The sequence below is a fragment of the Streptomyces sp. NPDC043738 genome (genome assembly GCF_056436545.1).
Genome location: NZ_JBWKCJ010000009.1, coordinates 118529 through 142811 on the forward strand (window position 1 = coordinate 118529; position 24283 = coordinate 142811).

General features: G+C 73.3%; 20 protein-coding genes. 12 read left to right on the forward strand and 8 right to left on the reverse strand.

Annotated elements, in window-relative coordinates; all coding sequences use genetic code 11:
- Window positions 1-23 precede the first annotated feature (23 nt).
- Both AC0680_RS15015 and AC0680_RS15020 read right to left on the reverse strand, forming a co-directional pair.
- Window positions 24-758: an ABC-2 transporter permease gene (locus AC0680_RS15015; RefSeq protein ID WP_478628334.1), complete on the reverse strand. Its 735-nt coding sequence runs from the start codon at window positions 756-758 to the stop codon at window positions 24-26.
- Window positions 759-761: 3 nt separating this feature from the next.
- Window positions 762-1691: an ATP-binding cassette domain-containing protein gene (locus AC0680_RS15020; RefSeq protein ID WP_478628337.1), complete on the reverse strand. Its 930-nt coding sequence runs from the start codon at window positions 1689-1691 to the stop codon at window positions 762-764.
- A gap of 107 nt (window positions 1692-1798) precedes the next feature.
- Between AC0680_RS15020 and AC0680_RS15025 the strand changes: the two genes are divergently transcribed.
- The 3 genes from AC0680_RS15025 (at window position 1799) to AC0680_RS15035 (ending at window position 4938) form a co-directional block, all read left to right on the forward strand.
- On the forward strand, window positions 1799-3037 hold the full coding sequence (locus AC0680_RS15025; RefSeq protein ID WP_478628338.1) for a sensor histidine kinase: 1239 nt from the start codon (window positions 1799-1801) through the stop codon (window positions 3035-3037).
- 4 nt (window positions 3038-3041) lie between these two features.
- Window positions 3042-3692 (forward strand): response regulator, encoded by a 651-nt coding sequence (locus AC0680_RS15030; RefSeq protein ID WP_478628340.1) that lies wholly within the window; start codon window positions 3042-3044, stop codon window positions 3690-3692.
- An 88-nt stretch (window positions 3693-3780) separates the two neighbouring features.
- On the forward strand, window positions 3781-4938 hold the full coding sequence (locus AC0680_RS15035; RefSeq protein ID WP_478628342.1) for an ROK family transcriptional regulator: 1158 nt from the start codon (window positions 3781-3783) through the stop codon (window positions 4936-4938).
- Between the two features lie 83 nt (window positions 4939-5021).
- Here AC0680_RS15035 and AC0680_RS15040 read toward each other — a convergent pair whose 3' ends face one another.
- Both AC0680_RS15040 and AC0680_RS15045 read right to left on the reverse strand, forming a co-directional pair.
- Window positions 5022-5768: a GntR family transcriptional regulator gene (locus tag AC0680_RS15040; protein ID WP_478628344.1), complete on the reverse strand. Its 747-nt coding sequence runs from the start codon at window positions 5766-5768 to the stop codon at window positions 5022-5024.
- A gap of 369 nt (window positions 5769-6137) precedes the next feature.
- Window positions 6138-7022: an RNA polymerase sigma-70 factor gene (locus AC0680_RS15045; RefSeq protein ID WP_478628347.1), complete on the reverse strand. Its 885-nt coding sequence runs from the start codon at window positions 7020-7022 to the stop codon at window positions 6138-6140.
- Between the two features lie 322 nt (window positions 7023-7344).
- Here AC0680_RS15045 and AC0680_RS15050 point away from each other — a divergent pair, with 322 nt between their 5' ends.
- From AC0680_RS15050 to AC0680_RS15065, 4 genes are all read left to right on the forward strand, one after another.
- On the forward strand, window positions 7345-8919 hold the full coding sequence (locus AC0680_RS15050; RefSeq protein ID WP_478628350.1) for an alkaline phosphatase D family protein: 1575 nt from the start codon (window positions 7345-7347) through the stop codon (window positions 8917-8919).
- Between the two features lie 84 nt (window positions 8920-9003).
- On the forward strand, window positions 9004-10401 hold the full coding sequence (locus AC0680_RS15055) for an N-acetyltransferase family protein (RefSeq protein WP_478628352.1): 1398 nt from the start codon (window positions 9004-9006) through the stop codon (window positions 10399-10401).
- A 167-nt stretch (window positions 10402-10568) separates the two neighbouring features.
- Window positions 10569-12263 carry a DUF885 domain-containing protein gene (locus AC0680_RS15060; RefSeq protein ID WP_478628353.1) on the forward strand — a complete coding sequence of 565 codons (1695 nt, stop codon included), beginning with the start codon at window positions 10569-10571 and terminating at the stop codon, window positions 12261-12263.
- A 79-nt stretch (window positions 12264-12342) separates the two neighbouring features.
- Window positions 12343-13773 (forward strand): GNAT family N-acetyltransferase, encoded by a 1431-nt coding sequence (locus tag AC0680_RS15065; RefSeq protein WP_478628355.1) that lies wholly within the window; start codon window positions 12343-12345, stop codon window positions 13771-13773.
- An 86-nt stretch (window positions 13774-13859) separates the two neighbouring features.
- Here AC0680_RS15065 and AC0680_RS15070 read toward each other — a convergent pair whose 3' ends face one another.
- Window positions 13860-14342 (reverse strand): rhodanese-like domain-containing protein, encoded by a 483-nt coding sequence (locus AC0680_RS15070; protein WP_478628358.1) that lies wholly within the window; start codon window positions 14340-14342, stop codon window positions 13860-13862.
- 94 nt (window positions 14343-14436) lie between these two features.
- On the opposite strand from AC0680_RS15070, the gene AC0680_RS15075 reads away from it, so the two are divergent.
- Window positions 14437-14883 (forward strand): Lrp/AsnC family transcriptional regulator, encoded by a 447-nt coding sequence (locus AC0680_RS15075; RefSeq protein WP_384435717.1) that lies wholly within the window; start codon window positions 14437-14439, stop codon window positions 14881-14883.
- Window positions 14884-14916: 33 nt separating this feature from the next.
- On the opposite strand, the gene AC0680_RS15080 is transcribed toward AC0680_RS15075, so the two are convergent.
- The 3 genes from AC0680_RS15080 to AC0680_RS15090 form a co-directional block, all read right to left on the reverse strand.
- On the reverse strand, window positions 14917-18084 hold the full coding sequence (locus tag AC0680_RS15080) for an AAA family ATPase (RefSeq protein WP_478628361.1): 3168 nt from the start codon (window positions 18082-18084) through the stop codon (window positions 14917-14919).
- The gene (locus AC0680_RS15085; RefSeq protein ID WP_478628363.1) at window positions 18081-19247 is read right to left on the reverse strand and encodes an exonuclease SbcCD subunit D; all 1167 of its coding nucleotides are present in this window, start codon (window positions 19245-19247) and stop codon (window positions 18081-18083) included. The genes AC0680_RS15080 and AC0680_RS15085 overlap by 4 nt, the downstream gene beginning before the upstream one ends.
- 393 nt (window positions 19248-19640) lie before the next feature.
- Window positions 19641-20546, reverse strand: a complete 906-nt coding sequence (locus AC0680_RS15090; protein WP_478628364.1) for an FAD-dependent monooxygenase — start codon at window positions 20544-20546, stop codon at window positions 19641-19643.
- Between the two features lie 18 nt (window positions 20547-20564).
- Here AC0680_RS15090 and AC0680_RS15095 point away from each other — a divergent pair, with 18 nt between their 5' ends.
- From AC0680_RS15095 to AC0680_RS15110, 4 genes are all read left to right on the forward strand, one after another.
- A complete protein-coding gene (locus AC0680_RS15095; protein WP_478628367.1) occupies window positions 20565-20891 on the forward strand; it encodes a hypothetical protein in 327 nt (108 codons plus the stop codon).
- A gap of 416 nt (window positions 20892-21307) precedes the next feature.
- Entirely contained in the window at window positions 21308-21919 is a 612-nt protein-coding gene (locus tag AC0680_RS15100; protein ID WP_478628369.1) for a DUF2867 domain-containing protein, read from the forward strand.
- Window positions 21920-22247: 328 nt separating this feature from the next.
- Window positions 22248-23192, forward strand: coding sequence for an ornithine cyclodeaminase family protein (locus AC0680_RS15105; protein WP_478628370.1), 945 nt, complete (start codon window positions 22248-22250; stop codon window positions 23190-23192).
- 571 nt (window positions 23193-23763) lie between these two features.
- Window positions 23764-24273 carry a hypothetical protein gene (locus AC0680_RS15110; protein ID WP_478628371.1) on the forward strand — a complete coding sequence of 170 codons (510 nt, stop codon included), beginning with the start codon at window positions 23764-23766 and terminating at the stop codon, window positions 24271-24273.
- The last annotated feature ends 10 nt before the right edge of the window (window positions 24274-24283 follow it).

The following is a 24283-nucleotide window of genomic DNA, read 5'->3' on the forward strand; positions in this document are numbered from 1 at the left end:
AATTGACGTTCCCTCGAGAGCGCTCAGACGTCCCGGCGCAGCAGCGACCACAGTCCGGCCGCCGCCGCGAGCGCCGCCCAGCCGGCCAGCACCGCGATGCCCGGCCACGGCCCGAGCGCTCCTTCGGGAACCAGGTGCAGGATCTGCTGCCCCGCCCGGTCGGGCAGGAACTGGCCCACCTCTCTGGTCGCCTTCAGTGAGCCGAGCATCGGGCCGAGGGAGAGGAAGAGCGGGACGAGGAGGCTCAGCGCGCCGACGGGGCTGCGCAGCAGCGCGCCGATCCCGGCGGAGAACACCGCCAGCAGCCCGAAGTAGATCCCGCAGCCGACGGCCGACCGCAGCACGCCGGGTGAGCCGAGGGACACTCCCGCGTCGCCGAGGAGTGCCTGTCCCCCGGCGACCGACGCGAATCCGGCGACCAGCCCGACGGCGAGCGCGAGTGAGCCCACGGTGACGAGCTTGCCCGCGTACAGCAGCCCGCGTCGCGGGACCGCGGTCAGCGAGACCCGGACGGAGCCGCTGGACCACTCCCCCGCGACCGTGAGCACTCCGCAGACGATGGCCCCGAACTGCCCGATGTTCAGCCCGAAGTAGGCGTTGAACACCGGGTCGAAGTGTGCGTCCCGGCCGTCGTAGCCGGAGCAGACGACGAAGCCGATCGCGACGGTCGCCACCAGGAGCACGGCGAGGCTGTACGACAGGGAGCGCAGCGAGCGGATCTTCGTCCACTCGGAGCGGAGGACGGCGGTGAACGGCATGGCTCAGACCTCCTGAGTCAGCGGGGCGGCGGAGACGAATTCGGTGGCTTCGGCGGTCAGCCGCAGGTAGGCGTCCTCCAACGAGGCGCTCTCTTCGGCGAGTTCGAGGACCGGGATGCCGTGCCGGGCGGCCAGCGCGCCGATGTCGGAGGGGTCGGCGCCCTCGACGAGCCAGCCGCCCGAGCCGTCCGGCGCCGCCTCCCAGCCGACCCGGGCCAGTTCGGCACGGAGCCGGGTGCCGTCGGTCGTCCGCACCCGCACCCGGCGTCCGGCGTGCTCACGCAGGAAGTCGCCCATGGCGGTGTCGGCGAGCAGCCGGCCGCGTCCCAGCACGATCAGGTGGTCGGCGGTGAGCGCGGTCTCGGTCATCAGATGGCTGGAGACCAGCACCGTACGGCCGTCGGCGGCCAGGCGCTTGAGGAGCTTGCGGATCCAGACGATCCCCTCCGTGTCGAGTCCGTTGGCGGGCTCGTCCAGCATCAGCACGGCGGGGTCGCCGAGCAGCGCGGCCGCGATGCCGAGCCGCTGCCGCATCCCCAGGGAGAAGGTCCGCACCCGCCTGCGCGCCGCGGCCGACAGTCCGGTCTCGCCCAGTACCTGCGCCACCCGCCGCGCGGGGATGCGGTTGCTGTGGGCGAGGGCGAGCAGGTGGTCACGGGCACGGCGGCCCCCATGGGCGGCGCCGGCGTCGAGCATCGCCCCCACGTGCCGCAGCGGGTCCGTCAGCTCCCGGAACGCCCGGCCGCCCACGGTGGCGGTCCCCGAGGAGGGGTGGTCCAGCCCGACGACCATCCTCATCGTGGTGGACTTGCCGGCCCCGTTGGGGCCCAGGAAGCCGGTGACCCGGCCCGGCTCCACCCGGAAGGTGAGGTCGTCTACGGCCCGCACGGCGCCGTAGACCTTCGTCAGCTGCTGCACTTCGATTGCGGTCATGACTCAAGGCTGGCGCCGCCTCGGGCTCCTGACCTCCCCCTCAGCCGGGGAACGCCTCCCCCGCCCGGGGGAGGCGGGGTGTCAGTGGCCGCTGGCACGATGACGGGGTGTCCTTCTCCCTCTCGGCCGTGCGCCACCCCGTGCTCAAGCCGCTCTTCCGGGCCGTCACCTACAGCCGTTGGCTGCATCTGCTGACCGGCTCGGTGGCCGGGGTCCTGACGGGGTTTCTGCGCGGCGGGACGTTCCGGCCGGGCCATGGCGGGCCGTGGCTGGTGTTCGCGACGATGCCCGTGCCGTTGCTTCTGCTGGCGGCGCTGCTGCCCGCGGTCCGACGCATCGAGGGCCTGCAGGCCCAGCTGCTGCTGATGCCCGGCCGGTTCGGCGCCGCCGCGCGCGGCTCCGCCCAGATCGCCACCTCACCGTCGGCCACCTGGCGCGACCGCGGCCGTACGGCCGTGTGGCTGTTGCTCCGGCTCGAAGCCGGTGTGGCGATGACGGCCCTGTCCCTCCAATTGCCCGCGCTGACCGTGGTGTGGGCCCGGGCCGCCACGGGACGCACCAGCCACGTCACCGGCTGGCCCTCGATCGACACGCCCCACTGGTGGTACGGCCTGCTCGCGCCGCTCCCCCTCGTGGTGCTGCTGGCCGTGGCCGTCGGGGCGGGCGCGCTGATGGCCGGTGCCGCACGGCTGCTGCTGGGCCCCTCGGCGGCCGAGCGGCTCGCCGCGCTCGAAGCCCGTACGGAACGCATCCTGGAACACAACCGGCTGGCCCAGGAGTTGCACGATTCGGTCGGCCACGCGCTGACCGTCACCGTGATACAGGCAGGCGCGGCCCGCGCCGCCGGCTCGCCAGAGTTCACCGACCGGGCGCTGGCCGCCATCGAGGACACCGGCCGCCAGGCGCTCGCCGACCTGGAGCAGGCACTGCGGCTGCTGCGCGAGGACGCCCCCAGGTCCACCGACCGGCCGGCGCTCACCGATGCCGACCGCCTGCTGGAGTCGGCGCGGGCGGCGGGGGCGGCGGTCCGCGCCGAGGTGACCGGCCCGCTGGAGGCCCTGCCCGGACCGGTGTCACGGGAGGGCTACCGCATGGTGCAGGAGGCGCTGACCAATGTGCTGCGGCACGCGGGCCCGGTGCCGGTGTCGGTGCGGATGGCGGCCGACGCCGACGCGCTGGAGCTGGAGATACGCAACGCCCTGCCCGCCGCGCCGGAGCCCCGCGGCGGCGGCCGCGGTCTGCGCGGTATCCGCGAACGGGCCGCGCTCCTCGGCGGCGAGGCCGAAACCGGGCCGGAAGGCGACGAGTGGCGGGTCCGCGTCCGCCTGCCGCTGACCCTAGGGTGATCCCGTGCCGATATCCGTCCTCCTCGTCGACGACGAACCGCTGGTCCGGGCCGGTCTGCGCGCCATCCTGGAGGCCCAGCCCGACATCGAGGTGGCCGGCGAGGCGGCCGACGGCGCCTCCGTGGTCCCGATGGTGCGTCAGCTGCGACCGGACGTGATCGCCATGGACGTACGGATGCCGCTGCTGGACGGTATCGAGGCGACCCGTGCGGTGCTCCGGTCGGTGGCCGAGCCGCCCCGGATCCTCGTCGTCACCACGTTCGAGGACGACGACTACGTCTACGAGGCCCTGCGCGCCGGCGCGGACGGCTTCCTGCTCAAGCGCGCCCGGCCCGCCGAGATCGTGCATGCGGTGCGGCTCGTCGCCGAGGGCGACTCGCTGCTGCTGCCGGCGACGCTGCGCACCATGGCGGCCGGCCGCGGCAACGCACGGGCCCGGGCGGACTTCGAGCGGGCCGCGCTCACCGAACGGGAGCGGCAGGTGCTGCGGCTGATGTCCCGGGGCCTGTCGAACGCGGAGATCGCCGGGGAGCTCGTCGTGGGCGCGGAGACCATCAAGACGCACGTCAGCGCGGTGCTGGGGAAGCTGGGGGCCCGGGACCGCACACAGGCGGTCATCGCCGCGTACGAATCGGGGTTCGTCGCGCCCGGCTGACCGCGGCGGGTGCCCCGTCCGGGGCTCGCCGCACACCCCCTGACCGGCTACGATCCGCCACACACGAACAGAGCGAGGGAGACGGACGTTGGGGCGGCTCACCGGCGGGGACCCCTCCCTGCTGCGACGGATCAACTCCGCGGTGGTGCTGCATGCGCTGCGCGCCGCGGACTCCGCCACGCTCACCCACCTCGTTCAGGTGACGGGTCTGTCCCGGCCGACGGTCGAGGGCGTGGTCGAGGGGCTCATCGAGACCGGGCTGGTGGCCGAGGCGCCCGCCGAGGAGGGCGAGGCCCGCCGCCAGGGGCGCCCGGCTCGCCGGTTCCGGTTCCGTACCGAGGCCGGGCATCTGCTGGGCGTCGAGATCGGCCCGCACCGTGTGTCGGCCCTGCTGTCCGATCTGGGCGGGCGGGTGCTGGACACCGCGCAGCGCCCGGTCCCGGAGACGGCACCGGCCGACGAGCGGCTGGAGCGGGTCCGCGCCGTGGTGGCCGATCTGCTGCGCCGCACGGGCGTGGCGCGCGGTTCGCTGCGGGCCGTCGGTGTGGCCACCCCCGGCATCGTGGAGGCGGACGGCACCGTACGGCTGGGCACCGCGCTGCCGGGCTGGACGGGACTGCCGCTGGGCGAGCGGCTGCGGCGGTCGTTCCGCTGCCCGGTGCTGGTCGAGAACGACGCCAACGCCGCCGCGGTCGCCGAGCACTGGCAGGGTGCGGCGGCCGGGTCGGACGACATCGTGTTCGTCCTGGCCGGGCTCAGCCCGGGCGCCGGCTCGCTGATCGGCGGCCGGCTGCACCGTGGGTTCGGCGGGGCCGCCGGGGAGATCGGCGCGCTGCATCTGCTGGGGCGCGAGGCGACGCCGGAGAAGCTGCTGTCGACGACCGGTGAGCCGCTGCATCCTCTGGACGAGGCGCAGGTCGCCGCGGTCTTCGCGGCGGCGCGGGACGGCGACGCGGGGGCCCGGGACGCCGTCGACCGCTTCATCCGGCGGCTGGTGCACGATGTCGCGGCGCTGGTGCTGGCGCTCGATCCGGAGCTGGTCGTGATCGGCGGCTGGGCGGCGGGCCTGGACGGTGTACTGGAGCCGCTGCGCGGGGAGTTGGCGCGTTACTGTCTGCGCCCTCCGCAGGTGGTGCTCTCCCTGCTGGGCGAGGCGGCGGTCGCCACGGGCGCGCTGCGGCTGGCCCTCGACCATGTGGAGGGCGAGCTCTTCGCGGTGGAGGGCACGGCGACCGCCCGCCGTTGAGCCCCCCGGGGCTCCGAAACGCGGTGGCCCGCACCGGATCCGAGCATCCGGCGCGGGCGCCTTGTGACCATGGGGCCGGCGGCTCAGCCCGCCAGCAGCGACACCTCGTCGCTCGCGCCGAAGGTCAGCCGGCAGGTGTCGGCGCGGTACGTCGACACCGCGACGGCGGTGGTCCGTCCTGCGGAGAGATAGCGGGTCGTCACGACGAGAACGGGGGCGCCGGGCAGCCGGTCCAGCTGCCGGGCGTCCTCCGCGCGGGCCGAGCCGAGCTCCACCGTGCGGTCCTGGCCCTCCAGCTCCAGTTCCTGCAGCTCGTGCAGCACGGCGCGGGCGCGGGCCGGGGCGCTGCGCGCGGGCCCCTCGGTGTGGCCGGGGACCGCGGCCGACGGCACGTACAGCAGCTCGGCGGCGACGGGCTGGCCGTTGGTGACCCGGGTGCGGCGCACGATGTGCACCTGCTCTCCGGGAGCGGTCTGCAGCAGACGGGCCACGGCGGCCGGGACGGTGTCGCTCTGGGTGGCGTCGACCGGCTGCCAGTCGTCGCCGGGGGCACCGGGCCAGGTGTGGCGGGCGGGGTCGACGGCGACGCCGACCCGCGGCGGTGCGACGGTGGTGCCCACACCGCGGCGGCGCTGCAGCCTGCCCTCCAGCTCCAGCTGTTCGAGCGCCTGTCGCAGCGTGGCCCGGGCGACGCCGAACCGCGCCGCCAGCTCACGCTCGTTGGGCAGAATCTCGCCGACCGCGAACTCCGAGTCCAGCGCGTCGCTGAGCACGGTCTTGAGGTGCCAGTACTTCGGCTCCGGCACCGTTTCGAGCTGCGTGGTCCCCACCCTGTCCTCCGCATTGGCCATTGCCCTCGCAGGGCAGCGCCCCCATGGAACCCGGACCCGCGCACGATGCCCCGGGGAAGCGGGCCCGCACGCGCTCCCGTTTATGAGCGCTTCTTTATTAAAGGTTGTTGCAGTATCCCGACGATATGACCGCCCCCACCCTTGGTCAAGACCAATCCCGGATGCGTTTCGCGGCCCACGGACCCGGTGTGCGACGCGTCGCAGCGGGGAGGGCCGCCTCACCGGGCGCCGAGGAAGTCCCGGCCTGGCGCTCCGTCATCTCCTGCGCACCGGGCTCCTCGCACCACCGGGCCCGGCAGGGGGCAGGCCGGTGCCGTCCGGCCCGCCAACCGGGCTGCGGGCGGTGGCTCAGCCCGCCGCCAGCGCCCCGAGCTTGTCCGGGTTGCGCACGATGTAGACCGTCTGGACCCGGCCGTCCCGGATGCCGAGCTGGATGACGGAGTCCGGCACGTCACCCTGGCGTACCAACAGCGCGATGCCGCCGTTGAGTTCGGTGAAGGTGTACTCCAGGCCCGCCGGTGCGGAACTGACGACCGCGGCGAGGAAGCGGGCAACCTTGTCCGCGGACTCGATGACCCGCAGCGGCGCCTTGGCCTTCCCCCCGCTGTCCCCGACCAGCCGGGCGTCCGCCGCCAGCATGCTGAGCAGCCCCTCCAGGTCGTCGCCGGCCGCCGCGGCCATGAACCGCTCGGTCAGATCGCGCTGGCGCACCGGGTCGACCTCGAAGCGGGGTTTGCCCTCCTCCACGTGCCGCCGGGCCCGGCCCGCCAGCTGGCGCACCGCGGCCTCACTGCGGTCCAGGGCTTCGGCGATCTCCGCGTACGGATAGCCGAAGGCCTCGCGCAGCACGAACACCGCGCGCTCCAACGGGGAGAGCGATTCCATGGTGACGAGCACGGCGAGGGTGACGGACTCGGCGAACACCGTGCGTTCCGCGCTGTCCGGTGCGGTGCCGCCGAAGTCGGTGGCCAGGGGTTCCGGCAGCCAGGGCCCCACATACGACTCGCGCCGAGACTGGACCTGCCGGAGCCGGTCGATGGCCAGCCGGGTGGTGATCCGTACGAGGAAGGCGCGCGGCTCGCGCACCGCCGCCCGGTCCGCGCCCGACCAGCGCAGCCAGGCGTCCTGGACCACGTCCTCGGCGTCGGCCACCCGGCCGAGCATGCGGTAGGCCACCCCGAACAGGACGGGGCGGTGTTCCTCGAAGACGTCGGTCGCGGATTCCTTCAGCACCCGTCCATCCCACCGGGCCGTCCCCGCGTTGTCCAGCGGAAACGGCGGAGTGCGACGGGCGCCACGATGTCGGCGGGCCGGCCCCGGATCGTCCGCCCAGGGGACGGGTCGGCGCCCCGTGAGGGACTGGGGTGGCTGGGTGGGTCCAGGTGTCGTAAACGTTTTGGTGGTGTCCTGGCGATCGGCCGGTGCTGTTGCGACGATGGGCCGGGCCCGCACGGGCCGGTGAACACCATGCTGTTCACCGCCCGTTCCGCTGCGGGGCACACGGCAGCGATACCAACGGGTCATCAGCAACTCGGTGACGGTATGGAGGTTTGAGATGGCGCAGGGATCCGGCGGCGGCTTCGGACGGCGGTCGCTGCTGCAGGGCACCGCGGCGGGTTCCGCGGCGCTGGCACTGCCCGTGCTCTCCTGTGCCGCGCCGTCGCAGGCCCGCGGCGGGCGGCCGAGCGCCGACTGGGGTGTGCAGGTGGGGGATGTGACCACGTCCTCGGGGCTGGTGTGGGTGCGGTCGAACCGGCCGGCCCGGATGGTGGTGCAGACCGCGGCTACCGAGTCGTTCCACAACGCCAGGACCTGGCGCGGCCCGGTGATCGGAGCGGGCACGGACTTCACCGGCGTCACCGCGCTGCACGGCCTGCCGCCGGGCGAGCAGGTCCACTACCGGGTGCTGCTCGCCGACCCGGACGACCCCCGGCGCACCGGCGAACCGGTCTCCGGCACCTTCCGCACGGCGCCCGCGCACCGCCGCGAGGACGTCCGCTTCCACTGGTCGGGGGACCTCGCCGGCCAGGGCTGGGGCATCAATCCGGACCGCGGCGGCTACCGCATCTACGAGGAGATGCGACGCCGGAACCCGGACTTCTTCCTGTGCAGCGGCGACAACATCTACGCGGACAACCCGATCACCGAGAAGGTGACCCTGCCGGACGGCCGGATCTGGCGGAACGTGACCACCGAGGAGAAGGCGAAGGTCGCCGAGACGCTCGCCGAGTTCCGGGGCGCGTTCCGCTACAACCTGCTGGACGACAATCTGCGCCGGTTCAACGCGCAGGTGCCGACGATCACCCAGTGGGACGACCACGAGGTGCACAACAACTGGTACCCGGGGCAGCTGCTCGACGACGCCCGCTACACGGAGAAGGACGCGGATGTGCTCTCCGCGCGGTCGCTGCGCGCCTTCAGCGAGTACTTCCCCATCCGTACGCTGCGGCCCGACCGGGGTGGCCGGGTCTACCGCGTGGTGCACCACGGGCCGCTGCTCGATGTGTTCGTGCTCGACATGCGCCGCTACCGCAACGCCAACTCGCCGGGCCGGCAGACCGACGACTCGCAGGGCATCCTGGGGGCCGAGCAGCTGCGCTGGCTCAAGCGGGAGCTGTCCCGCTCGCAGGCGGTGTGGAAGGTGATCGCCTCCGACATGCCGCTGGGCCTGGTCGTCCCGGACGGCAAGACCGACTTCGAGGCGGTGGCGCAGGGCGATCCCGGCGCTCCCCTGGGGCGCGAGCTGCAGCTGGCCGAGCTGCTGCGGCACATCAAGCACGCCCGGATCACCGGCACCGTGTGGCTGACGACGGACGTGCACTACACGTCGGCGCAGCACTACGCGCCGGAGCGGGCGGCGTTCAAGGACTTCGAGCCGTTCTGGGAGTTCGTGTCGGGGCCGCTGAACGCGGGCGGGTTCCAGGCGCTGAAGCTCGATGGAACTTTCGGCCCGACGCAGCCGTTCATCAAGGCGCCGGACCGTGCCAACACCTCCCCTGCGGAGACTCCGCAGAACTTCGGCGAGATCGACATCGACGGGGGGAGCGGGGAGCTGACGGTGCGGCTGCGTCAGGAGGGCGGCGAAGTGTTGTTCAGCAAGGTGCTCCAACCGGGACGGGTAGGACAGTAGAGGCCAATGCGCCGATTGCGTCTTTTACTCGTCGGACACAAGGTGTTGGCGATCAGGCAACACCGGTCGGCAAGGCTTGTGTGCATGACTGGAACATCCTCTGCCAATTCCTCCCGCCGCCATCACTGGCGTCGGGAGGTCGTCGAGCTGGCGGCCCTGTTCACGGCCGTCGCGGTGGCCGACGCCGTCGCCAACACCGTCGCCCACGGCCCTTCGGGCCCGGTGCTGCTGTGCGCCGCGGCGGTGGCCCTGGTCGCCACGGCCGGCTTCCACGTCTGGTGGACACGACGCCACGAAAGCGCCTCGCCACCGACCGATACCGGCGCCACGGCGCCGTCCCCCGCCGATCCGGCCTCCCGGGCCGGCGGTGAGGAGACGACGCTGTGGCGGATGCGGACCACGGTCCGTGACGAGCCGGGCAGCCTGGCCGCGCTGTGCACGGCCCTGGCCGCACGGCGGGTGGACATCCTCAGCCTGCAGACCCACCCGCTGTCCGCGGGCACGGTCGACGAGTTCCTGCTGCGCGCGCCCGCCTCACTGGCTCCCGGCGACCTGACCCGTACGGTGGCCGGCGCGGGCGGCGCCCACAGCTGGCTGGAGCGGGCCGATGCGCACGACCTCGTCGACGCCCCGACCCGGATGCTGGGCCTGGCGACCCGTACGGCCCTCGACTCCGCCGAACTTCCCCTGGCGCTCCGGCAGTTGCTGGGGCGCTGCACGATCCACTCGGTCCCCGCGCGCTCGCTGACCGGTCAGCCGCTCGCCGAGCAGGTGCCCGCGGAAGGCGTTCTGGAGGAGCACGTGATGAAGTTCCGCGACCCCTCCGGGGGTTCGCTCACCATCGAAAGGCCGCAGTTGCCGTTCACCCCCACCGAGTTCGCGCGGGTCCGTGCGCTGGTCGAGCTGGACACCAGACTCGGCCAGCGGGTGCCGCGGCGGCGCGATGTGCTGACCCTGCCGGAGGGCAACGAGATAACGGTCCGCCGTGCCGACACCTCCGATCTGGTCGCGGCGCGCGAGATGCACGACCGCTGCTCGACGCGGACGCTCGCGCTGCGCTACCACGGTCCGGTCGGTGACGCGGACCGCTACCTCGGGCATCTGCTGAGCCCGCGGTTCGGCCGCACCCTGGCCGTCGAGACCGCGTCCGGCCGGCTGGTGGCGCTGGGCCATCTGCTGTGGGACGGCGACGAGACCGAGGTCGCGCTGCTGGTCGAGGACGACTGGCAGCAGCGCGGGGTGGGCAGCGAGCTGCTGCGGCGACTGGTGGCGATGGCGGCCGAGACCGGCTGCGAGAGCGTCTACGCGATCACCCAGGCGTCCAACACCGGGATGGTGGCGGCGATGCGCGGCCTCGGGCTGCCGCTGGACTACCAGATCGAGGAGGGCACGCTGGTGATCACCGCCCGTCCGGCGGGAGTCCCGGCCCGGCGGGAGTCCCACGAGAGCGTCCGTGTCCAGGACGGCAGCGGCCGCCGCTGAGCGGACGGGGCCGTGATCCAGCGGCCGGCCGGGCGTGGCGGCGCCCGGCCGGCCGCGCCGTACGGCAAGGGCGCCGCAGGCCGTATGGCAATGGCGCCGTAAAGCGACAGGAACGTCCGGCCTATTGATGGTGACGGGGCGGGGTGATCCGTACGAGGATGGCCAGCATGTCCAACACCACTACTTCCGAGGGCGGGCCGCTGCCCCGCCAGGTCGCCGACGCCTATGTCGACGCCCTCGTCGACCTGGACCCGATCACCGGCACCTTCCTCGGGATCCCCGAGAGCTCCGGCAAGCTCCCCGACTTCTCGCCGACGGGCCAGGAAGCGGTGGCCCAGCTCGCCCGTACGACGCTGGAGAGGCTCACCGAGGCCGAGGCCCGGCCGGGCGCGGACAGCCCCGACGAGCGGATCTGCGCACGCCTGCTGCGCGAGCGGCTGACCGCCGAGCTGGCGGTGCACGAGGCGGGCGAGGGCCTGCGCACGGTCAGCAACCTCAGCTCGCCGCTGCACCACGTGCGGGAGGTCTTCACCCTCACCCCCACCGAGACCGAGGAGCACTGGGCGGCGATCGCGCAACGGCTGCGCGCCGTGCCCGCCGCGCTGGAGGGCTACCGCGCCGCCCTCGACGCCGGCCGCAAGCGCGACCTGCCCGCAGGCCCGCTCCAAGTCACCACGGTCATCGGCCAGTTGGACGAGTGGATCGGCACCGACCGCAGCTGGTTCGCGGAGTTCACCGACCCGGGACCGGACGCACTGCGGACCGAGCTGACCGAGGCCGCCGAGGTGGCCACCGGCGCCCTGGTGGAGCTGCGCGACTGGTTCCGGGACAGCTACGCCCCGGCCATCGCGGGCGCCCCGGACGTGGTGGGCCGCGAGCGCTACGCCCGCCTCGCCCGCTACTACAACGGCGCCGACCTCGACGCGGACGAGGCGTACGCGTACGGCTGGTCCGAATTCCACCGGCTGCTGGCCGAGATGGAGGCCGAGGCGGAGAAGGTGCTGCCCGGCGCGAAGACGCCGTGGGAGGCGCTGGCCTGGTGCGATGAGCACGGCGAGGCGATCGAGGGGGTCGAGGAGACCCGGCAGTGGCTGCAGTCGCTGATGGACGAGGCCATCGAGTCGCTGGACGGCACCCACTTCGAACTGGCCGAGCGGGTGCGCCGGGTGGAGTCGCGGATCGCCCCGCCCGGCAGTGCCGCCGCCCCCTACTACACCCAGCCGTCGCTGGACTTCTCCCGCCCCGGCCGTACGTGGCTGCCGACCATGGGTGAGACCCGCTTCCCGGCGTACGACCTGGTCTCGACCTGGTACCACGAGGGGGTGCCGGGCCATCACCTCCAGCTGGCGCAGTGGGTCCACGTCGCCGAGCGGCTCTCGCGCTACCAGACGACGGTGGGCATCGTCAGCGCCAACGCCGAGGGCTGGGCGCTGTACGCCGAGCGCCTCATGGACGAGCTGGGCTTCCTGACGAACGCCGAGCGGCGTCTGGGCTATCTGGACGCACAGATGATGCGCGCCGTCCGCGTCATCATCGACATCGGCATGCACCTGGAGTTGGAGATCCCGGCGGACTCCCCCTTCCATCCGGGCGAGCGCTGGACGCCGCAGCTGGCGCACGAATTCTTCGCGCGCCACTCCAGCCGCCCGGCCGACTTCGTCGAGAGCGAGATCATCCGCTACCAGGGCATGGCCGGCCAGGCCATCGGCTACAAGCTCGGCGAGCGGGTCTGGCTGCAGGGCCGGGAGGCGGCCCGTGCCCGGCACGGCGCGGACTTCGACCTCAAGGCCTGGCACATGGCCGCGCTGTCGCAGGGCTCGCTCGGCCTGGACGATCTGCTGAGCGAGCTGTCGGCGCTCTGACCAGGGCTCCTGGGACCGGTGGCCGGCCGGCGCCGCACGGTGTTGTGGCCGGCCGCCACCGTCCGTAGGGTCCGCTGACATGACAGTGGACCTCGCGGCGGACCGGCCGCTCCTGGTGTTCTCCGGCGATCCGCTGCGCCCGCGGCGCACCGATCCGCACTTCGCGGCCGAGGCCGCCGCGGCCCGGTCGGCCGGCGCGGCGATCACGGTGCTCGATCACGAGGCGCTGCTCGCCGGGGACACCGAAGCGGCGGTGTCGCGGGTGCCACGCGATGCCGGTCCGGTCTGGTACCGCGGCTGGATGCTGCCGGCCGACCGCTACGCCGAGTTGGCGGCGGCGCTCGCCGCCCGCGGCTGCCCCCTGCTGACCTCGCCCGCCGCCTACCGCACCGCCCATGAACTCCCCGGCTGGTACGGCACGTTCCGCGCGCTCACCCCGCACAGCGCCTGGCTCCCCTGCGCGCCCGGCAGCCCGCCGGAGCGCACGGCGCTGGCCGGGCTCGCCGAACCGTTCGCCGCGCCGGGCCGGCGCCGTCCGCTCGTCGTCAAGGACTGGGTCAAGTCCCGTAAGCACGAGTGGGAGGAGGCGGCCTATGTCCCGGACGCGGCCGACACCGAGCGGCTGGCGGCGGTCGTCGGCCGCTTCGTCGCGCTCCAGGAGGAGTTCCTGACCGGCGGCGTGGTGCTGCGGGCCTTCGAGGACTACGAACGGGAGGTGGGCGAGGCACGGGTGTGGTGGGTGGACGGCGAGCCGGTGCTGACCGGCCCGCACCCCGACACACCGGAGCTGCGCCCCGTGCCCGACCTCTCCCAGGTGGCCCCGGCCGTACGGGAGTTGGGCGTCCGCTTCGTCACCACGGACCTGGCGCTGCGCTCGGACGGCGTCTGGCGGGTGGTGGAGGTCGGCGACGGCCAGGTCAGCGGGCTGCCGACGGGCGCGGACCACCGTCCGCTGTTCGAGGCGCTGGTCACGGCCGGCGCCGGTTGCCCCCTGCGGCTCACGGCGGGCCGGGTGACGCTGCGCGCGCTGCTGCCGGCCACGGCGGCCCGGGTGGCGGACGGCGAACCGGCGGGCTTCGACTGGATCGACGGCGTTCCGCCCGCGACCACCTCGGGCGGCGCGCAGATCGCCGTACGGGCCGCCGCCTCCGGTGACCACCGTCCCGGCTGGGGCGTCTTCGTCCTCACCGACACGGCGAGCGGCACGGCGCTGGGCAGCATCGGCTTCCACGGACCGCCGGACGACACCGGCTTCGTGGAGATCGGCTACGACCTCTCCCCGTCCGCACGCGGCGTCGGATGGGCCACCGAAGCGGCGCGACTGCTGGCCGGCTGGGCGGCCGCCCGGCCCGAGGTGCGGACGGTGTGCGCCCTGACCGAGCCGGAGAACACCCCCTCGCAACGTGTCCTGGAGCGGGCCGGCTTCCGGTTCGTCGGGGAGCGGGAGGGACTGCGCGCCTACGAGATCGACGCCTCCGCCGAGGCCCCCCAGGCCGCGGTCGACGCCTGAAGCCGCCCTCGGTGTCGCGGGCCTCCGCGGTGGTCCGGGCCGCCTTCGGGGGAGGCGGCAGGGGCGCCGTCAGAGGCGGGGTGAGCTCAGCAGCCGCAGTCCTCCGCCCCGACCGGTGCCGTCAGCGGGTCGGCCGGACGGCGTTCCGGGCCCTGCCAGGTCTCGACCTCGTACCCCTCGCGGATCCAGTACTCGATGCCGCCGAGCATCTCCTTGACCTGGTAGCCGAGCCGGGCCAGCGCCAGCGCGGCGCGGGTGGCGCCGTCGCATCCGGGGCCCCAGCAGTACACGACGACCGGGACCGCCGGGTCCAGCAGCCGGCCCGCGTCCTCGGCGATCCGGGCGGTGGGCAGGTGTACCGCGCCGGGGACGTGCCCCTGGTCCCAGGCCGCGGTGCTGCGGGAGTCGACGACGGCGAAATCGGCCGAGCCGGCCCCGAGCGCGGCATGGACGTCGGCGACGTCGGTGTGGAAGGCGAGGCGGGCGGCGAAGTACGCGGCGGCCTCGGCGGGCGCGGCCGGCGGGGTGGCGAGTACGGCACTGGCGGGCTGCGGCTTCTGTGTGATCATGACCGATAATCTATGGTCCGCCGCGCTGGCCGAGAAGCGATGATCACCGGCAAAACTATTGATCTGCCGGTGATTCCACTGCTAGACAGCCCGGATGACCGGTTATTCCCCTGACGCCACCGACTGGCGCATCCTCGACGTCCTGCAGCACAACGGCCGCGCGGGCTACGCCGAGCTGGCCCGCGCCGTGAGCATGTCCGCCAGCGCGGTCACCGAACGGGTCCGCCGCCTGGAGGAGGCCGGGGTGATCTCGGGTTACGCGGCGGTGATCGACCCGGAGCGGATCGGGCTGCCGGTCCTGGCCTTCGTCCGGCTGCGGTATCCGAACGGCAACTACAAGCCGTTCCACGATCTGCTGGAGACCACGCCCGAGATCCTGGAGGCGCACCACGTCACGGGCGACGACTGCTTCGTCCTCAAGGTCGCCGCCCGCTCCATGCGCCACCTGGAGGAGGTGTCCGGCCGGATCGGGGCGCTCGGCTCGGTGACGACCAGCGTCGTCTACTCCTCACCGCTCCCCCGCCGCCCGGTCAGCCAGTAGCGGGCGGCCCGCCGCGATCCGGTACGGGCCTGCTCAGCCGGGCACCCGGTGCCGGACCGTGGAGCCCGACCGGGCCTTGACGACCTCCAGCTGGGCCGGGATGCGCGTCTTGAGGTCCGCGACGTGGCTGACGATGCCGACGCTGCGGTCGCGTTCACGCAGCGAGTCCAGGACGTCCAGCACCTCGTCGAGGGTCTGCTCGTCCAGGCTGCCGAAGCCCTCGTCGATGAAGAGGGTGTCCAGCCGGGTGCCGCCGGCCTCGTCGGTGACGACGTCGGCGAGGCCGAGGGCCAGGGCGAGCGAGGCGAAGAAGGTCTCGCCGCCGGAGAGGCTGGCGGTGTCGCGCTCATGGCCGGTCCAGGCGTCGATGACGTGCAGGCCGAGGCCGGAGCGCCGCGCCCCGCCGGCTCGTTCGTCGGAGTGGACGAGGGTGTAGCGGCCGGCCGACATCCGGTGCAGCCGCGCGCTGGCGGCGGCCGCGACCTGTTCGAGCCGTGCGGCCAGGACGTACGACTCCAGGCGCATCCGCCGTTCGTTCTCGGCGGAGGTGCCCGAGGCGAGCGCCGCGAGCCGGGCGATGCGGTCGTGGTCGGCGCGCAGTGGGGCCAGCCGGCGGGCGTCGGACTCGGCGCGGGCGGAGAGCCGGTCGAGTTCGGCGCAGCGTTCCCGGGCCGTTGCCAGGGCCGTCGAGGCGGTGCGCAGCCGCGCGGCGGCGTCCTGGTGCGCGGCGTGGGCGGCGTCCGGGTCGGCGGGCGGCAGCTCGGCGGCGGCGCGTGCCTCTGGGTCCGCCAGCTCGGCCTCCACGGCGGCCGCTTCGCGCTGCCAGTCGTCGAGCCGCTGCTGCAGCGTGCGCCACTCCTCGTCCCGCAGCAGCGCTTCGGCGGCGGCCCGCGGGGTGTCGAATCCGGCCCGGAAGGCGGCGTCCGACGCGCCGGCATCGGCCTCCTTGAGCCGCTCGGCGCAGGAGCGCGCCGTGCTGGACGCCTCCGCCGCGGCGGCGAGCAGGGCCACCTGCCGCTCCAGCCGCCGGGCCCGCTCGGTGACGCTCGCGCACTCGCCCCGCGCCCGGGTCAGCTCCGCGTCGAGGGCGGCCCGCTCGCGCTCCAGCGCCTCGCGGTGGGAGGTACGGGCGGCCGCCCGGCGCTCGGCCTGCTGCTGCTCGGCCCGGCGCCGCTCGTACTCCCGCTCGGCGCGTCCGAGCGCCTCGCGGGCGGCGTGCAGGTCGGCGCCGCGCGCATGGTCACGGGCGTGCTCGGCTCGCAGCTCCTCGGCGTGTGCGGCCAGTTCGGTGGTGGGGGTGTCGCCCGCCGCGGCGGTCGCGGCGGCCAGGGCCTCGTTGACGGACCGGCCGTGCTCCTCCGCCCGCTGCCGGGCGTCCTCGGCCCGGCGGTGGGCCGCCAGCGCGGCCTCCTCGGCCGCCCGGTCGACATGGCCGGCGCCGGCCCGGGCCGGTCGCGGGTGCTCGGTCGCGCCGCAGACCGCGCACGCCCGGCCCTCGCTCAGCTGCTCCGCGAGCTCGGCGGCGATTCCGCGCAGCCTCCGGTCCTTGAGGTCGAGCCAGTGCTCATGGGCGGCCGCGGACCGCTCTCTGGCGGCGAGCAGCTCCTTGTCCGCGGTGTCCGCTTCGTCGCGGAGCCGGTCGCGTCGACGGGCCGCGGCGAGTCGTTCGGCGGCCGGTTCGATCCGGGCGCCGAGCTGTTCGGCCCGGGTCGCGGCCTCCTGCGCGGTCTCGATGCGCTGCTGGTGGGCGCGCCGGGCACCGTCCCACGCGGCGAGCCACTCGGCGGCGTCCAGCAGCGTCTGCTCGTCGGCGCGCGCCTCACGGTCGAGGGCGGCCCGCTCCTGGGCGATGACCTCGGCCCGCCGCTCGGCCCGCCGGGCCGCCGCGAGGGCCCCCAGCTCCTCCCGCGAGGTCCGTTCCAGCGCGGCGAGTTGGTCGAAGCCGGCGTCCGCGAGGTCGGGCGGCAGCGGGGCCCGGCGCTCGCGCTCGGCGCGCTGTGCCGCGTCCAGCTCGCGCCAGGCGGCGTCGCGCAGGGCGAGCGCGGGCGCGACCTCGGCGGCCGCGCGGGCCCGTGCCAGCCGGTCGCGGGTGTGCCGGCGCTCGTCGGCGTACGCATCGAGCCGGGCGGACCGGTGCCGGGCATCGGCGTACCGCTGCTGGAGCCGGTCGCGCTCGCGGGCCTGAACCAGCCGCCCGGCCGCCGACTGCTCCGCGGCCTCGGCGGCGCCCGCCGCGGCCTGGGCGACGGCCAGCCGCTCCCGTGCGCCGACCCGGGCGACGGCGGCCCTGACCAGCACCGCGTCCGCGAATCCCGGGTCCCCGGGGCCGGGTGCGGCCGGCTCCTGCGCGGCCGCGGCGGTACGGGTCGCGGCGGCCGGCCGGCTGCGCCCGCCGCGCCGGGCGGCACCGGCCTGCCCTGGTACGGCCGCGGTCGCCGCCGGCGCCCGGCCCTGCGCCGGCACCGGCAGTACGGCCAGGTCGGCGAGCGCGGTCAGCTCGGTGAGGTCGGCGCTCTCCCCGGCCGCCTGCGCCATCCGGTGCGCCAGCGCCAGCAGCCGCTCGTCGCCGGCCGCGACCTGGTCGGCGGCGCTCTTGCGGCGGGCGTTGAGCTGGTCCTCCAGCGCGGCGAAGCGCCGGGTGTCGAAGAGCCGCCCCAGCAGCCGGGCCCGGGCCTCGGCGTCGGCCCGCAGGAAGCGCGCGAAGTCCCCCTGCGGCAGCAGCACGACCTGGCAGAACTGCTCCTTGCTCATGCCGAGTAGCTGCCCGATCTCCTCACCGATCTCCTGGTGCGAGCGGCTCAGCGCCTTCCACTGCCCCTCGGCCCCGGTGCCGGCCGGCACGAACTCCCGCAGCCTGCTCTGCGCCTTCTCCTTGGTCGTGCCGCTGCCCCGCTTCTTGGGGCGGGGCTGCTCGGGCAGCCGGGTGATCTCCAACCGCCGTTCGCCCACGGTCAGTTCGAGGGTGACCTCGGTGAGGGTCGGCGGGTCCGCCAGATCGCTGCGCAGCGCCTGGCCGCCCTGCCGCGCCCCGGGCACCGAGCCGTACAGCGCGAAGCACACCGCGTCCAGGACCGAGGTCTTGCCCGCGCCCGTCGGCCCGTGCAGCAGGAACAGGCCGTCCCGGGTGAGGCGGTCGAAGTCGACGGTCTGGGTGCCGCCGAACGGCCCGAAGGCGGTGACGGTGAGCCGGTGCAGCCTCATCGGGCCACCTCGGCCGCCATGTCGTCGACGCGCACCTCGTCGATCGCCGAGCGCAGTTCGGCCCGCTCGTGCTCGTCGGCGCCGCGGCCGGACCGTACGTGCTCCACGAAGTCCTCGGCGATCTCCTGGTCGCTGCGGCCGCGCAGCCGCTGCGCGTAGGACGCCAGCGAGCGGGCGGGCCCCTCGTCGGGGTCGAAGACGAGGCTGACGAGGTGCCCGAAGCGCTTGGCGAGACGGGCCATCGGCTCGTGCGGGCGGGCGGAGTCGGTGAGCGTGGCCTCCACCCAGGAGTCCTCGTGCCGGGCCAGCGCAGGATCGTCCAGCAGCTGCTCCAGCGGTCCGCGGATACGGGCCAGCGGGCGTGGGACCGGGGCGTCCACCCGCTCCGCGCGCACGGTGCCGTCCGCGTCGAGGTCGACGAGCCAGGACGACTTGCGGTGGTCGGCCTCGGAGAAGGAGTAGGCGAGCGGCGATCCGGAGTAGCGGACCCGTTCGGTGAGGGTCTGGCAGCCGTGCAGATGGCCGAGCGCGGCGTAGTCGACGCCGTCGAACACCGCCGCGGGCACGGAGGCGACCCCGCCGACGGTGATGTCGCGCTCGCTGTCGCTGACCGTGCCGCCGGTGACGAAGGCGTGCGCGAGGACCACGGAGCGGGTGCCGGCGGGCCGGTCCGCCAGATCGGCCCGGACCCGGTCCATGGCCGCGCCGAGCACCGCCGCGTGGTCGGCCCGCGGCGCTCCGAGGGCGTCGCGCACCATGGCGGGTTCGAGGTAGGGCAGCCCGTAGAGCGCCACCGGGCCGTGCGCGTCGGTGAGGACCACGGGCGTGCCGCAGCCCGCCGGGTCTGTCCGCAGATGGATGCCGGCCCGCTCCATCAGTCCGGCGCCGACGCCCAGGCGGCGGGCGGAGTCGTGGTTGCCGGAGATCATGACCGTGGGGACGCCGAGCTCCGCGAGCCGGTGCAGCGCCTCGTCGAAGAGCTCGACGGCGGCGAGCGGCGGCACGGCCCGGTCGTAGACATCGCCCGCGACCAGTACCGCTTCGATCTCCCGGGCCCGCACCGTCTCGACGAGGTGGTCGAGGAAGGTGCGCTGGGCGCCGAGCAGGTTCACACGGTGGAAGGACCGCCCCAGGTGCCAGTCGGAGGTGTGCAGAAGTCTCACGACGTCGCTCCGACCTGCATGTCGTGTTGTCCCTCTCCGTAGGCTTCGCATCAGCGCTGAGTCAGCACCGATTCTACGAGTCATCGCGCGTCACGTTGGTCGTGGCCGGCACCCCGGCCATCACGGACCTCATCCTCGCACCCGCGTCCGGAGTCAAGTGACCGTATGCCCCACCCCGATCTTCCGTCCTCGCACCGGCTGTTTCGCCGATCACCCTTCGCCTGGCGTTTTTGAAAAACGGCTACCACTGCACTCCTTGCGACTTCTTTTACGGGCATGAGCCAGCAGTCGTTGCCCAGGCAGCCAAATACCCCACCCCCTCCATACCCTTCAGGGAATTCCCGACGAGGGACCCCCTTACTACCTAAGAAAAGGGCATGGCGTATGGCGCCTTTACACAGGAGACGACCATTCCTTGCAGGTATGCGCACGGGCCGGCAGTTCGCCGCAGTCGTGGGTGTAGAGCCAGGCCGTGGCTTTCTCGTAGAAAAGGCGGACCGCCACCGGCATCCCCAGGTCGCGTAGCCGCCGCGCGAGCGGGCCGGACGTCTTGGCGTCGCGGTTGTCGGAGGCCGCCTTGACCATCTTGGCGACGCGGTCCGAGCGGGCGGCCTCGTACGCCGAGAGGGCGGCCGCCGCCGAGGGCACTGCGGCCAGCGACTGCGCCAGGACCAGTGCGTCCTCCAAGGCCATGGATGCGCCCTGCCCCGCACTGACCGGGTGTCCAGCGTCACCGAGCAGCACGATGCGGTCGTTGTGGCGGACCGGAATCGCGTCGAGCCCGTGCATGAGGGTGGGGCGATGCAGTTCGACGGTGGCCGCGAGGATCGCGGACGGCAGCTGTTCGTGCCGATAGGGCCCGGCCAGGCGGCGCAGCCATTCCTCGTCGGTGAGGCTGAGTTCCGGCTGCACCGGGCAGGAGACCTGGGCCGACCACCAGACCTTGCCACCAGGGACCCCGAGGTGGATGAAGGCGCCGTTGCGGGCGAAGGTCAGGTTGAAGATGCCGGGTTCGATTTCGATGCCGTCGGCGATACCCGAGATGCTGTAGAGGCCGGCGCACTCGGGGGCAGGTGCGTGCGGGTCGAACAGCGACCGGGTGGCCGACCAGATGCCATCCGCGCCGATGAGCAGCGACGCCTCCGCCGTACGGCCGCTCGCGAATAGCCCACCTACGCCCACTTCGCGGACAAGAACGCCCTGCTGCAGGATCTGAACGCGCAGGCCGACACGGAGATCGGCGCGGACGGCCACCCGACCGATCACGATCTGACAGACCCCGACCAGCTGCGTGAGCATCTGGCCGTCACCTGGCGCGTGATCCGCGACCACCTGCCGGTGGTCGTGGCCCTGATGCAGACGAACTTCGCCGGCCCGCCCGGCGAGGGCCGTGCATGGGCGAACCTGACCGAGGAGACGAGCACCCTCCGCGAGCACCTGGACTGGCTCCGCCGGCGCGGCCACCGGCTCCCGGGCGACCCGGCGCTGGTCGCCGCCGCGATGGGTGCGATGGTTTCGGTGCTCGGGTTCGCTGTCATCACCGCAGGGGAAGGCGGCCCGCAGGCCACCGACGAGGAGGTCGTCGAGACCCCCACCGCCCTCCTCCGGCACGGCCTGGCGGAACCCGCGTCCAGCACGAGTTGACCAAAGGCAGGGGATTCGCCCGGACTCGCACGGAGGCCGAGAGACGGCGCAGGCATCCGGACACCACCATCGGCGATGGCGAAGCAGGCACACTGCCAGTCCCCGCGCTGCGTAAAGCAGTTGGCGGAACTGGAGAAACACCCGCCGTACTCGGGTGCTCCCATGCCTCGAAGACGCCGCCCTCTATTTCTGCCCCCGGGCGCCCCGAGCTGACCACTGGGCGTGTATGCCCACCGTGGGCCACATGAGAGGGCACACCTGGTCAGCCGACTAACGCAAGACCGCTTAGGGGTGACCAGTGGGAAGGCCACCTCCCCCAGGCGGCGGATGCAGTCGCGCCCCTCGAAGGATGCCTGGGCGCGAAGCTTTGGCGACGATCGACGCGTCTGTCATCACACACCTGGTGAGGTCCACGAATGAAACTCCCGAACACCGCACACACCTCCCTGCCCTGGCGGATCCACGAGATCACATCCGACTTCCGCCTCTATGACGTGTGGGCGCTGCCGACACCGGGAGGCCCTCACGACTTCGGGCATCTGGTGCGGCAGACCACCGGAGGCGACACGTCGGACAACCCGTCCCGGGTCGCCCGCACACTCTTCGCGATCCGCTGGAAACTCGGGAAGCTGCTGGACTGGGACAACCCCGACTCCGGCGTCGACTCCCGGGTGCCGACGCTGCGCAACCGACTGCCGGCCGATCTGCGCGACGGCTCGTTCGGACCCGAGTTCGAGCGTCTGCCCTTCCGCTCGATCTACCTGACGGACAACGAATGGGCGTCGGAGATGAGCAACCGGACCATGCACGGAGTGATGCACATGAGCTGGGTCCCGGACGAAGCCGCCGGTCACCGTGGCCAGCTGGCCGTCCTGGTGAAGCCGAACGGCCTGTTCGGGAAGGCTTACATGGCCGCGATCGCACCGTTCCGGCACCTGCTCGTGTACCCGCCCCTGATGCGAGGCATCGCAGCCGAGTGGCGAGCCGACCCGCCCCAAGCACCCTCGCCCGCAGGCCACTGGACGTAGAGGGTGGGGTGCATCATGCGGCGGGGCGGGGGGGCGCGACGGAACGGTGACCGGTGTGCGTCTGCCCCGACCACCTCCCGGGCGGTCGGGGCAGCTGCGCAGGCGGGGTTGGGCCGTAGTTCTCGCGTGCTCGATGCCCACCAAGGATCATCGCACCCGCCTGTGGCATAACGCCCACTCTCCCACCGGCGGGTTCGCCAGCTTTTCCGTCAGCCCGGCACCTGCAGCGCGGCGCGTTCCCCGCCCTCCGACCGCGGCCGGGGCTTGAATCATTCGCCCGACGGTGAACCGGTTGGCCACGGCAATGGCAGGCGGCGAGACTGCCTCGATGACTTTACTGCTGACCAGTAGTCAGATCACCCGGTACCTCGACCTCGATGCCGCCCTGGCCGCCCTGCGTGCAGGTTTCGCCGCCGCGCCCGCCGGCCCCCGCCCGCTGCGCACCCACACCGCACTGCCCGGTCCCGGTACCGCGACGGCGCTGATCCCCGGCCTGATCGACGGCATCCCGGCCTACACGGTGAAGGTCAACGCCAAGTTCCCCGGCGCCACACCCGCCCTGCGCGGCGTGGTCTGCCTGCACGATCTGACGGACGGCGCGCTGCTGGCCGTACTGGACTCGGCCGCCGTGACCTCCTGGCGAACAGGCCTGGCCGCAGCGCTCGCCACCCATGTCCTGGCCCCAGAAGGCGCCGACAGGGTGAGCATCATCGGCGCGGGGGCACAGGCGCGGATGGTGCTGCGGGGGCTCGGCCGGCTCCGTGCGGTGAAACGGCTGACGGTCCATGACATCGATCCGGAGCGGGCAGCGGCCTTCGCCTCGGAGCATGGACAGCTGCTGGGGATTGCCGTGGATGTGGCCGCCGACCCCCCGTCGGCCGCCGCCGGTGGCGGGATCGTAGTCCTGGCGACCTGGTCCCGAACTCCCCTGCTCGAACTCGCCGATCTGCGCCCGGGCACGCACCTCACGAGCCTGGGCGTGGACGAGCCCGGTAAGGCCGAGCTGGCGGACGACTTGCTGAAGGAGGCCCGTATGGTGGTCGACGACCTCGAACTGGCACAGGCCGTCGGCGCCTCGCAGGGCCACGGGCCAATCGCCGACGCGACCTTCGGGGAGATACTGCGGGGCGAACGCCCAGGCCGCGAGGACGACACGCAGCTCACCGCATACACCCCGGTCGGCCTGCCCTGGCAGGACCTGGCCCTGGCCTGGCCCACATACCAGACAGCGTGCGCGGCCGGTGACGCTCCGAGCGTGGACTTCCTGGCATGACGGACCACAGCCGGGCTTGCAGCTCGATGTCGATCCGCTGCACGTGACGGCCTTCCCGAGATGCGATTGAACTCGCTGATCCGATATCGGCACTAAACGCATTTCGGAAACCCGCACCTGGGCAATGCGGCCGAATGGAATAGGAATAGGCTGCTGCACGTCACCTTGGCGCCCGAGGCCATGACGGCCGCCCCATCCCCACTGTGCGGGGCCGTCGACCCGCACCCGCGCTATACGCGCCGGGCGGCCCCCCGAATGCCCCAATGCCCCGCCCACAGCGTTCTGCCACACCCTTTAAAGAGCGCAACCAGCCGGGCCAGCAACCACTGGATCAGTGCTCCGCTGCGGGGACAGGACGCCACCCTGGAACGGCTCCGCGTTGACCGGCAGCTCGAGGAGGCCCTGACCCACGAGCCGGACCCACTGCATCTCGCCGAGGTCTTCGGGCTCGACGAGAAGACCGCGATGCGCTGCGCGGACTCCGCACGAGCCCTGCTGGAACAGGCCGCTGGAAAGCACCTTCGATGAAATCTGCTCGACCCGGACGCACCATGAAGGGAATCATGAACGAATGACGTCGACCGAAGCAGCAGCGATCGCTCTACAGGACCATGCCGCCCTCTGGAGCATGGGGGAAATCCGCGCGAGCGAGGTCGTCAATGCCGCCTGTGATGCGCTCGTCGCCGGACTCGACACCCCCGGCCTTCGGATCCTCGCCGCCTGCACGCGCGCCGAGGCGGACTACGACGTTCACGACCTGCTTCCCGCAGCACTCGCCGAACTCGGCCTCACCTTCTATCCGGTCGCTAGCGAGGCCGGTCAGGAAGCCGTCGCCCGAGCACTCGCACGCCGCATGCTCGCCGGAGAGCTCACGCCTCGGGAGTTCACCTTCCGGATTCACCAGCGCCACGGACATGAGCTGTCCCTGACCGAGCGCCTCGCTGAACTCGACGACGAGTACGGCATCCTCGAATACGGCGACCGAACCTTGGACCAGGTCGATGCCGAGGTCACGGCCGAAGCCCACCGACTCGCGAACCACCCCACGGTTCCCGCCGAACCCACGGATTCGCCCAGCTGATGCACACGGA

Bases quoted from the DNA above. Each gene is read 5' to 3' on its own strand.
- AC0680_RS15110 (WP_478628371.1), top strand. From the start codon at position 23,764: ATGACGTCGACCGAAGCAGCAGCGATCGCTCTACAGGACCATGCCGCC.
- AC0680_RS15100 (WP_478628369.1), top strand. From the start codon at position 21,308: ATGAAACTCCCGAACACCGCACACACCTCCCTGCCCTGGCGGATCCAC.
- AC0680_RS15060 (WP_478628353.1), top strand. From the start codon at position 10,569: ATGTCCAACACCACTACTTCCGAGGGCGGGCCGCTGCCCCGCCAGGTC.
- AC0680_RS15090 (WP_478628364.1), bottom strand. From the start codon at position 20,546: ATGCTCACGCAGCTGGTCGGGGTCTGTCAGATCGTGATCGGTCGGGTG.
- AC0680_RS15020 (WP_478628337.1), bottom strand. From the start codon at position 1,691: ATGACCGCAATCGAAGTGCAGCAGCTGACGAAGGTCTACGGCGCCGTG.
- AC0680_RS15015 (WP_478628334.1), bottom strand. From the start codon at position 758: ATGCCGTTCACCGCCGTCCTCCGCTCCGAGTGGACGAAGATCCGCTCG.
- AC0680_RS15075 (WP_384435717.1), top strand. From the start codon at position 14,437: ATGACCGGTTATTCCCCTGACGCCACCGACTGGCGCATCCTCGACGTC.
- AC0680_RS15050 (WP_478628350.1), top strand. From the start codon at position 7,345: ATGGCGCAGGGATCCGGCGGCGGCTTCGGACGGCGGTCGCTGCTGCAG.
- AC0680_RS15105 (WP_478628370.1), top strand. From the start codon at position 22,248: ATGACTTTACTGCTGACCAGTAGTCAGATCACCCGGTACCTCGACCTC.
- AC0680_RS15070 (WP_478628358.1), bottom strand. From the start codon at position 14,342: ATGATCACACAGAAGCCGCAGCCCGCCAGTGCCGTACTCGCCACCCCG.
- AC0680_RS15055 (WP_478628352.1), top strand. From the start codon at position 9,004: ATGACTGGAACATCCTCTGCCAATTCCTCCCGCCGCCATCACTGGCGT.
- AC0680_RS15065 (WP_478628355.1), top strand. From the start codon at position 12,343: ATGACAGTGGACCTCGCGGCGGACCGGCCGCTCCTGGTGTTCTCCGGC.
- AC0680_RS15080 (WP_478628361.1), bottom strand. From the start codon at position 18,084: ATGAGGCTGCACCGGCTCACCGTCACCGCCTTCGGGCCGTTCGGCGGC.